Genomic DNA, 10159 nt, shown 5'->3' with positions numbered 1-10159 from the left:
TGTCCCATGTTTTTTCCAATGTAGCCTTTATCCGCTAAGATTGTAATATTAGACCAATGAGCCGCCAGATCACGTAATCCTTCGTGATCATCTGTAGATGCCGGTGTAATCTCAAATGATGCAATGTATCCCTCCAATGTGATTAAAGCATGTACTTTATATCCGTAATAAGTTTCTTTTTTGGAAGGACATTTTCCATAATCAGCACCATGACCACGAAATGCTTTACAATATCGTGCACGCCCAAATTTACAGACTGCAAGAGGAAAGCTATCGATGATGTAATAGGAACTGACTGGAATTGGGAATACGGAAATCATTTTTTGTCGTAACAATTCTGTTGTCTGCATCAGAGCGCGTCTTGTTCTGTTAAAACGACTTCTGCTGCAAAGCTGTGGAAAAAGATGCCTGTAGTTTCGTTTCACAAAAGAAAACCAGGCATTCTCAGAATCAACACCTGCCAATTCTCCACAGAGACTGATAGTAATGATTTCTGAGTCAGACAATTTTGCATCCAGGATATGCCGTCGGCTGGTAACTTCTGGAGGTGCAAACTGATGATACAATTCGTCAATAATAACGTAAGTGGTCAAAATAAAGTCTTCAAAAGTTGCAATAACAGTGGTATTATTATCTTGGAACTTCAACATAATGATGCCTCCTTTCGTTGTATTCCCTACAAATAGGATAGCACATTTTGTTGAAGTTTCTTTATATTTATTTTATCTAGCACAACAAGTTAATTTAATAGTGATAAGCGTATCATGAACAGTGGTACGCTTATTTTTTTATATATTTGTCTTTATGTGACCAATATTTTATTTGGTTATAAAAGCGGAGGATAGTTTTTATACTAAACTGCCCGATTAATACATTTAAAAATGTTCACTTTGCTATTATTGACGGAAAAAGAAAAATCGAATATAATATAGCAAAGTACCCAATCATTGAAATAATTAAGGGCGATTAAATAGAGGTTAAAATATGCTTCGGAATAAAGATAACAATGCATTAAGAATGCTGTTTAGCACCCATAATTATGTTATGACTACTGCTGAACTTACAGCTTCAAAGTTATACTATGCAGATATAAAACAACTTTTAGACGAAGGATTGATTGAAAGAGTCAGGCGAGGTTACTATCACTGGACTCAAGATTATGGAGAAAGCGAAGTTGTCATTATCAATCGATTGTTTCCAGATGCAGTGCTCTGTATGGAGACTGCTCTATTCTATTATAGATACAGCGACAGAAATCCTGCTGAGTGGAACTTTGCAATAGATAAAAATGTCTCTAAGCGGCGAACAAAAATCGATTATCCGTTTATAAAGGCATATCGCGTAGAATCAGAGTTGGTTACGCTGGGCGAAACCGAGGGTGAAATTGATTCTCACAAAGTCCGTATTTATGACCGTGACCGTACTATTTGCGATGTGCTGCGAAATAGAAACAAGATGGATAGGGAAATTTTTAATAAAGCAGTACAAGGCTATGTAAAAGACCCGAAAAAAAATATACCGAATCTTATGGAATATGCGAAAGTTTTACGTGTGCAAACGCGTGTAAAAGAATTGATTGGAGTGTGGTTGTAATGGCAGATAAAAACACAGCTGATATTGGTTTTGAAAAACAAATATGGGATGCGGCATGCGTACATCCAGATGATCAAACATAGCAGCGAAAAAGATATTCTGGGTCATACTTATGAGTATTGCCTTTTTATGTTTGCGGAACAGGAAGGTAAGCGTGGCGGTGAATTCTTTACGCCGTCCTGTGTAGTTCGTACCTTGGTACAAGCATTAAAACCGTTTAAGGGACGAGTGTATGAAATTAAACCCCGCTATTTAATACAATTTAATGCAACATAGTCGCAAGGGTGTCGTTTGAGGTGTCGGTTTTGCAAACAGGTGTGTTCTTTGTCAGAAGGAGGGATTGTATTTGGCAACGAAAAATCAACATTTTGTTCCAAGGGTGTATTTGAAGGCGTGGGAAACAAAAGTTGAAACAAAGAAGGAACCTGGAAAACAATTTGATGGCGTTTATTACTTTGGAAAAGATGACGTGGCTGGTGAGGGAACCACACGTGAAACGATTCTTTGGAAGCCACATCTATACACAATTAGTTTTAGACAACTGTATTTAGCAAGAGAATGCCCAAAGGTCTATAGTTTCTTCGTTGATGAAGTTTTTAATTCTATGAGAAATAATGTTCCACAGCCTGTATACGGAAAATTGGGATATAGTCTAATAAAGACCCAAAAGAGTGTTTACAAGCATCTTTATGAAATTGATAGTTGGGATTTCTATTACGATGATGGAACAGCTGCAAGGAAAAAGGCGCTGCTGAATCGCTTTAACGATATGCATTGTTATTTGATAGAAGATTCATTTAGTAGCATATATGAAGACAACTGGGAAAAGATACTTCGTACATTTATTGATGAAGTAAAAAAAGCGGTTCCAAATCCTGAGATAGATTTAAACAGAAAAATTTCAGAAAAGGTTGCAGAAGATATGATGGAATTTTTCTTCATGATGTTTTGCAGAAGTCCTCAGTTTGACCCCATGGGGACCTATTCATGGATGAAAGATATTTTGGAGCAGACTTTTCCAGATATTAAAGAAACCGGCGAGATGATGGATGCAGTATGGTTTGTTGAACTATACAGGATGTTTTATAAAGAAAATGGTGGATTTTATCATACAGCATTAGCTAAGACAGTTGAAAACTGTCAGTTTATCCTTTTTGAAGCGTATTCTGATGCTGTCAGTTTTATCACATCTGATAATCCTGCATTCCAACATATATCTAATGTTGAAGCAACGAATATGAATGGATACTACTTTCCAATATCTCCAAAGCACATGCTGCTTATAGCAAAAGGAAGTGACCCCGTAAATGTTATTAGTTACCGCATGGCTGATAGTGATTTAGTTAGGAAGTTCAATCAAATAATTGCATCACATAGCAGCAGAATAATAATTTCAACAGAAAAAGACAGACATAAAATAATATAAACCCAGGAATAAGAAAAGCCTCACTGCCGGAGCAAAATCCGGTGGTGAGGCTGTTTACCATTTGCCTTATGCGACCGAGAGAAGCTTACGGACATTTTTTACGGCAATAGGGCTACCAATTGCTATTCCAACTACACTAAAGGACATCGCAGCAAAGCGGAGTACGTTTTGCCAGCGTTCCTGATTTCTGCGGTCATAATTACTGTCCATAGCATCCAACTTTTCCTGTGTAGTCATGTCATCAGCTGACGCAATTAATTTTTCCTTTGCTGCGTATTTCTCTTTTGAGGTGTTTTCAGCATTAATTGCTGCATCGGAAATCTTTTGACGGACTTCATTGATAATGGTACTCTGCATGGTGTCTTGTTCATTTGTGGCCTGGATTAAGTTATTGTTGTTCATGGAATACCTCCTATGTGTTTTCACTGTATTGACAATTCTTATTTTATGGGTTACTCTTACAAATGTAAATATCAAATACGATATATAAATGATGTAATTTAAGATAATGAAAGGCATAAAATATACTATGAGTAATATAAAAAGCGACAGGGCGAAGTGCTGGTGTACTCGTCTGGGTAAATTAATGAAAGAAAGAAATTATACGCAAAAAACTTTCTTGAAAGAGTACAAGGAGAAATATGGAGGCGGAACACAAGCAAATATTAGCAGATGGTTACGTGTTGGAAGTAAAATTGAAAATGGAAAAACTATAGGTTTCCCCTCATATGAAACAATGCTAAATTTGGCTGACTTTTTTGGTGTATCGGTGGGGTACCTTACGGGTGAAACAGATTATGAAACATTTGAGATAGAAAAAGTCTGTGAGTTTATAGGATTGGAAGAAGACGGTGTAAAAGCTATAAAAGGAATTACATCCGGAGAGAGTGTGGATTGGCATGGGAAATACATAGCAGATGAATATAAAGCAGTATTACAATATACTCTAACGGCGAGTAGCTTTGTTGACTTTATCAGAGAGGCTAGAGAATATGCGGAAAATGTCTATCGACAGAAGCACCCGATATCTTATATGGATAGAGCCGCTAAGAAAATAAAGAAAGATGTACTTGAATTAGCTTATCAGTGCATGGATTATCAGTATATATCCGATGATGAATATGGAATTATAGATGATTTTAAGGAGAACAATGTCGAACCTACAGAGGAACTTTTGGAAGCTATCAATAAATTAAATGTTGCGCAAGAGGATGATTACAGCGAAGAACAAAGTCGAGATCAAAGGGTTAAACTATCTGAATATGAACTTCAGAAAATATATTTTGATATCATCAAAGAATTAGTAGAGGAAGAGCACTTGCCGGACATGACAATTCCTATGTATGATGAAAAAGATTTAATCGAGATAAAACAGAAGAAAAAGAGAGGATAACAGTCTCACCACCTGAGTAAAATCCAGTGGTGACGCAGGAAGGCATTGATTTTTAAGGAGCTTGTTTATTACCTGTAAGAAAAGCACCTACCATTTCTGATAGATGCTTTTCTTATGCTATGCCGTTTTCTTAAACTACTTCTTGAATAGCTCTGAGTGTGTACCGAGCCTGTAAAGCATTAGTACTAAAATATTGTTCTGAATTTCATAAATGAGCAGCCAATCTGGTTCAATGTGACATTCACGCGTGCCTTTATAGTTGCCTGTAAGATCATGGTCCCTGTATTTTGCTTCCAGCGTACCGCCATTCGCCAGAACATTGATTACCTCAAACAGCTTATCAAGATTCTTGTTTTGCTTTTTAGCAAGTTTCAGATCTTTTTTAAACTGCGTGGTAAACTGAACATCATATTTCATACATCAAGTGCCGCCTTAAGAGCATCCATACTGGAATATCTAGGGGCAGAAGGGTCATTCAGTAGTTTTCTGCCTTCCTCAATGGCAGCAGCTGTAGTATCATTCGGTACTTCCAGTTTTAATTCAAAAGGAATACCATGTTCACGGATAGCGGTTCTCAGGAACATATTTACAGCAGTTGTCATATTCAGGCCAAGCTCATTGAAAATTTCCTCTGCCTGATCTTTGATTGTTTTGTCTATGCGAATATTTAAATTAGTTGTTGCCATATAGAACACCTCCATTCAAGTATAGTATACTCAAGCGTTCGTTTGCTGTCAATACAATGTCATTATTATAGCAACAATGCTGAAAGTTTACGGAACGTCCTTGACGGAGTGATAATTATTCTTGTCTTATAAAGTGTGCCATGATAATATAAGGATGCAAAAGAGATGATGGGTGAGATTGGAGGTCGTGGAATGGGATATCTGTTTGAAAATATGGAGAAAATGGACATTCAGGCTGAAAGACGAAATACGCAAAGAGAAAAGAAGAGAGCTGATGAAGCAGAAAAAGAGAATCTGCGTTTACAGCAGGAAATTTTGCACTTGCAAGAGGAACTTGCCAGATTACAGAAAAAAGAGTAACTTGGGTGATTTATACAGTAGTTTGCTTATAAGCTTTTGAACTGCTGTATCATTTGGAGAAGCAGGAAACAAACCATATCTAAAGATATTGACGTAAATTTTAATGCCTGGAATTGGAAAGGAAAAGAGATACATGGAAATGGAAAACTTTTTCTTTGACAATTCCGGGCATTTATCTTTGAAAGGCATTCTATTTTATGTACATTCCATGCATATAATCCCCCTGCGGGATTTAAAATAGAATAGAATCTGTTTTTCAAGGAGACAATCTATGTTTCTTAAGGCAATAAAAAAAGCAGTTCTTCCTGTTTTGATCGGCAGCCTGTTAACTGGTCCGGGCTGCCGGATTACATATGGGTATGTGGGGGATTCCGGGAGAGCAATTTATGAGTATGCGGGGAAAAATAGCTGGGATACGGCTGTTCTTTTCCAGGAAGACAATAGCCAGGAAGAAAATACCGGAGACAATACTTCGGATACGGATACGCAGCAGGAAAACGCCTCGCCCCAGATCCCAGCCACCGACGACACCCTCATCCAGGCCCCTTCCGCGCTTCTCATGGAAGCCACCACCGGCACCGTGATCTACGAAAAAGACCCGGACACCCGCCGCAGCCCTGCCAGCATCACAAAAATCATGACCCTGATCCTGATTTTTGATGCTCTGGAAAATGGCACCCTGAAAATGACCGACACCGTTACCACCAGTGCCTACGCCAAATCCATGGGCGGCTCCCAGGTTTTCTTAGAAGAAGGGGAAACCCAGGATGTGGAAACCATGATTAAGTGCATTGTGATCGCATCCGGCAACGACGCCAGTGTGGCAATGGCGGAGCACATCGGCGGCAGCGAGCAGGAATTTGTCCGTCAGATGAACGAGCGGGCAGCAGGTCTTGGCATGGAAAACACCCATTTCGTGGACTGCTGCGGCTTGACAGACTCTACCGACCATTACACCACTGCCCGGGACATCGCCCTGATGAGCCGGGAGCTGATCACTAAATATCCCAAAATACTGGAATATTCCTCCATCTGGATGGAAAATATCACTCACGTCACCAGACAGGGCTCCAAGGAATTCGGCCTGACCAACACCAACAAGCTTCTTCGAAGCTACGAGGGTTGTGTCGGCCTCAAAACCGGAAGCACCAGCCTTGCCAAATACTGTGTATCCGCAGTTGCCGCCCGAAACGGCATCACTCTTATTTCCGTAGTCATGGCAGCGCCCGACTACAAGGTTCGCTTCAAGGATGCGGCTGCCATGCTGAACTACGGTTTTTCCAAAAGCAGTCTCTACACCGATGAAAACCCCGAAAAACTCCCTTCCATCGAAGTCCGAAAAGGAACCAAACCCACAACCGAAGTAAAATATGAAAAAACCTTCCAGTATCTAAGCTGCGACGGTAAAACCATAGGTGATGTCCAGACGAAACTGAATCTGAATCCACAGGTCCAGGCCCCAGTAAAAGCAGGCGACACAGCCGGAACCCTAGAATACTACGAAAACGGCAGAAAATTAGGCGAGATCAACATTCTTTTTACAGAAACCATAGAAAAAGCCACCTACAAAAACTGCCTGGAAAAAATAATTGCAGAAGCATTTTGACAAAACAGTCCCTGTCGGTTTATAATAAATTCTGTATGAAAATTTTTGCTGCTATCTTACAAAACAGACATGTCGCCTACCGGCGACATCACCATATATGAAAGTCAGCTGTTCCGCGCCTATGGGCGCTCCCACAGCTGCCGCCCGCATTCGTAATCCGGGCTATCGCCCTACTTACTCATACGGTCTAGCCCATCCGATATCCAAGAATTCGCTCATGCAAGCATGGCTCATTCTTGGCTGCCGTCTGGGACTTTCATAGTAAAAAATAGCAAAGACGGAGGGGAAACACATGAAACAACCAAAGAAAGAGCCAGGTAAGCTAAAGCTTCTGGCCCGCTATTATAAACCATATCAGGGACTGTTTTTCGCAGATCTGTTCTTTGCATTTCTGGGAGCAGCCGTAACTCTGGTCATTCCGCTGCTGGTGCGCTACATTATGAACACAGTAGGGGAAATGCCAGCCCAGGAAGCCAAAACCATTATCCTGAAAATCGGTATAGGAATGCTGGCATTGATCCTGGTACAGCTGGGAAGCCGTTATTTTATCACCTATTACGGACATATGATGGGCGCTTACATTGAGCACGATATGCGAAACGAGATTTTCAGCCACTATCAGAAGCTATCTTTCGCATTTTACGATAATCAAAAAGTAGGCCATCTGCTTTCCCGAATCACAAGCGATTTATTTGATATTACAGAGCTTCTGCATCACGGACCGGAAGATATTCTGATCTCCGTGATCAAGCTGTTCGGAGCGCTGATCATTCTGATGAACGTGAAGCCCCAGATGGCACTGCTTTGCTTTGCCATTGTAATCATTATGCTGATCTATGCGCTGGTTTACAATAAGAAAATGAAAAGCGCATTTAAGGAAAACCGCGTGCGCATGGGCGAGATCAACAGCCAGATCGAGGACAGTCTTTCCGGAATCCGCGTGGTGAAATCCTTTGGAAATGAGAAGCGTGAGATCGAGAAATTCCGCAAGGGAAATGAGCGCTTCGTGGATGCCAAGAGAGTGACTTACCGCTACATGGCAGGCTACCACGCAGGCATGGATGCCTTTACCACCCTGATTACAGTTGCAGCCTTGGTTTCCGGTGCTATGTTCCTTGCGTCCGGAAGCATTAGTGCCACAGACCTTGTGACCTTTCTTTTGTATATCAACAACTTCACCGAGCCGGTTACCAAACTGGTAAACTTCACTGAGCAGTTCCAGAACGGCTACAGCGGTTACGACCGTTTCCTGGAAATGATGTCCATTGCGCCGGATATTGAGGACGCGCCGGATGCAGTGCCGTTAGACCATGTGGACGGGGACATTCGCTTTGAAAATGTTTCCTTCCATTATGAGGACCATGATGACAAAGTTCTTTCCAATGTCAATCTGGAAGTGAAGCCGGGAGATTATGTTGCTCTTGTGGGCACCTCTGGCGCAGGCAAAACCACCCTGTGCAGCCTGATCCCCAGATTTTATGATGTAACCGAGGGCGCCATTTATCTGGATGGAAAAGACATCCGCAAGATCAAGCTGAAGGACCTTCGCCAGCAGATTGGAATTGTTCAGCAGGATGTATATCTGTTCGCAGGAAACATTATGGAAAATATCCGCTACGGCCGCCCGGATGCCACAGACGAGGAAGTCATCCGCGCAGCCAAGCTTGCCAATGCCCACGATTTTATTATGGAAATGCCGGATAACTACGCAACGGATATCGGCCAGCGGGGCGTGAAGCTTTCTGGCGGACAGAAGCAGCGCCTTTCCATTGCAAGAGCATTCCTGAAAAATCCGCCCATCCTGATCTTCGATGAGGCAACCTCTGCCCTTGACAACGAAAGCGAGAAGGTAGTCCAGGAGTCCCTAGAACGTCTTGCCAAAAACCGAACCACCTTCGTCATCGCCCACCGCCTTTCCACCATCCGCAACGCAAGACGAATCCTGGTCCTCACCGAAGACGGAATCGCAGAAGAAGGCACCCACCAGGAACTGATGGAAAAAGACGGCGTATACGCCAAGCTTTGTAAAGCTGGATTGTAAAAGTTACGAAAGGAAGACCGTACAATGAAAGAAATCCGAACCGAAGACGCAGTAGGCCACATCCTCTGCCACGACATTACCCAGATTATCAAAGATAAGAAAAAAGGCGTACTCTTCTCCAAAGGCCACATTGTAAAAGAAGAAGACATCCCCCTCCTCCTCTCCGTCGGCAAAGAGCACCTCTTTGTCTGGGAAAAGAAAGAAGGCATTCTTCATGAAAACGAAGGCGCTGACATCCTCTACAAAATCTGTGCCGGCCCCTCCATGCACGGAACTGATGTAAAAGAAGGCAAAATCGAGCTGGTAGCCGACACCGACGGCGTTCTGAAAATCCGCCGTGACGCCCTTCTGGCAGTCAACTCCCTCGGCGAGATGATGATCGCTTCCCGCCACGGTGATTTCCCTGTAAAAAAAGGCGACAAGCTGGCCGGAACCCGCATCATCCCCCTTGTGATCGAAAAAGAAAAAATGGACAAAGCCGTAGAAGCCGCAGGCCCGGACCCCATTTTTTCCATTCTTCCCTATCAGTTTAAAAAGGTAGGAATCGTCACCACCGGAAGCGAAGTCAAAAAAGGCTTGATCCAGGACACCTTTACCCCTGTGCTGAAAGACAAGCTGGCAGAATATCCGACCGAAGTTATCGGCCAGACCACCCCGGGAGATGACAAAGCCCAGATTACAGCCGACATTCTGGCCTTTATAGACCAGGGCGCAGACATGGTAATCTGCAGCGGCGGCATGAGCGTTGACCCGGACGACCGCACCCCAGGAGGAATCCGCGACACCGGAGCCAGAGTGGTAACCTACGGTGCCCCGGTGCTTCCAGGCGCCATGCTTCTGATTGCTTACTACGAAAAAGACGGCAAACGCATTCCCATCCTTGGCCTGCCAGGATGCGTCATGTATGCGAAACGAACCGTATTTGATCTTGTTCTGCCAAGAATCATGGCAGACGATGAAATTTTCGCCGAAGAAGTGGCAGCCTACGGCGAAGGCGGCCTTTGCCTGAACTGTAAAGTCTGTACCTTCCCCAACTGCGGATTTGGAAAATAAA

11 protein-coding genes and 1 pseudogene are annotated in these 10159 nt (G+C 42.6%); 8 read left to right on the top strand and 4 right to left on the bottom strand.

Annotated features, from left to right (window positions below):
* Positions 1–650 (bottom strand): IS982 family transposase (locus OCV70_RS15005; protein WP_262579807.1); only part of this gene is annotated, 650 nt, incomplete at its 3' end.
* A 334-nt stretch (positions 651–984) separates the two neighbouring features.
* Here OCV70_RS15005 and OCV70_RS15000 point away from each other — a divergent pair.
* The 3 genes and pseudogenes from OCV70_RS15000 to OCV70_RS14990 all read left to right on the top strand — a co-directional run bounded on the left by OCV70_RS15000 (position 985) and on the right by OCV70_RS14990 (position 3019).
* The gene (locus OCV70_RS15000; RefSeq protein ID WP_173766573.1) at positions 985–1593 is read left to right on the top strand and encodes a type IV toxin-antitoxin system AbiEi family antitoxin domain-containing protein; all 609 of its coding nucleotides are present in this window, start codon (positions 985–987) and stop codon (positions 1591–1593) included.
* Positions 1594–1683: 90 nt separating this feature from the next.
* Positions 1684–1830, top strand: a pseudogene (locus tag OCV70_RS14995) (N-6 DNA methylase); the annotation flags it as partial.
* A 109-nt stretch (positions 1831–1939) separates the two neighbouring features.
* The gene (locus OCV70_RS14990) at positions 1940–3019 is read left to right on the top strand and encodes a DUF4238 domain-containing protein (protein WP_173766575.1); all 1080 of its coding nucleotides are present in this window, start codon (positions 1940–1942) and stop codon (positions 3017–3019) included.
* 66 nt (positions 3020–3085) lie between these two features.
* Here the strand turns inward: OCV70_RS14990 and OCV70_RS14985 are convergent, their stop codons facing one another.
* Entirely contained in the window at positions 3086–3421 is a 336-nt protein-coding gene (locus tag OCV70_RS14985) for a hypothetical protein (protein WP_173766576.1), read from the bottom strand.
* Positions 3422–3548: 127 nt separating this feature from the next.
* On the opposite strand from OCV70_RS14985, the gene OCV70_RS14980 reads away from it, so the two are divergent.
* Complete coding sequence (locus OCV70_RS14980) at positions 3549–4412, top strand: helix-turn-helix domain-containing protein (protein WP_173766578.1); 864 nt, start codon at positions 3549–3551, stop codon at positions 4410–4412.
* 135 nt (positions 4413–4547) lie between these two features.
* Here the strand turns inward: OCV70_RS14980 and OCV70_RS14975 are convergent, their stop codons facing one another.
* Positions 4548–4829 (bottom strand): type II toxin-antitoxin system YafQ family toxin, encoded by a 282-nt coding sequence (locus OCV70_RS14975; protein ID WP_021926273.1) that lies wholly within the window; start codon positions 4827–4829, stop codon positions 4548–4550.
* Complete coding sequence (locus OCV70_RS14970; RefSeq protein WP_021926272.1) at positions 4826–5098, bottom strand: type II toxin-antitoxin system RelB/DinJ family antitoxin; 273 nt, start codon at positions 5096–5098, stop codon at positions 4826–4828. Before OCV70_RS14970 ends, OCV70_RS14975 begins: the two co-directional genes overlap by 4 nt.
* Before the next feature lie 165 nt (positions 5099–5263).
* Here OCV70_RS14970 and OCV70_RS14965 point away from each other — a divergent pair, with 165 nt between their 5' ends.
* The 4 genes from OCV70_RS14965 to OCV70_RS14950 all read left to right on the top strand — a co-directional run bounded on the left by OCV70_RS14965 (position 5264) and on the right by OCV70_RS14950 (position 10158).
* Positions 5264–5458, top strand: a complete 195-nt coding sequence (locus tag OCV70_RS14965; protein WP_021926271.1) for a hypothetical protein — start codon at positions 5264–5266, stop codon at positions 5456–5458.
* A gap of 271 nt (positions 5459–5729) precedes the next feature.
* Entirely contained in the window at positions 5730–7064 is a 1335-nt protein-coding gene (locus tag OCV70_RS14960) for a D-alanyl-D-alanine carboxypeptidase family protein (protein ID WP_021926270.1), read from the top strand.
* Between the two features lie 292 nt (positions 7065–7356).
* Positions 7357–9105 (top strand): ABC transporter ATP-binding protein, encoded by a 1749-nt coding sequence (locus OCV70_RS14955; protein WP_173766580.1) that lies wholly within the window; start codon positions 7357–7359, stop codon positions 9103–9105.
* A 24-nt stretch (positions 9106–9129) separates the two neighbouring features.
* On the top strand, positions 9130–10158 hold the full coding sequence (locus tag OCV70_RS14950) for a molybdopterin-binding protein (RefSeq protein ID WP_117851908.1): 1029 nt from the start codon (positions 9130–9132) through the stop codon (positions 10156–10158).
* Position 10159: the final 1 nt, after the last annotated feature.

The organism is Blautia acetigignens (assembly GCF_025566865.1).
GTDB lineage: Bacteria > Bacillota > Clostridia > Lachnospirales > Lachnospiraceae > Blautia_A > Blautia_A acetigignens.
Note: the sequence above shows the minus strand (reverse complement) of the source record. Positions and strands in the feature narration are given on the sequence as shown.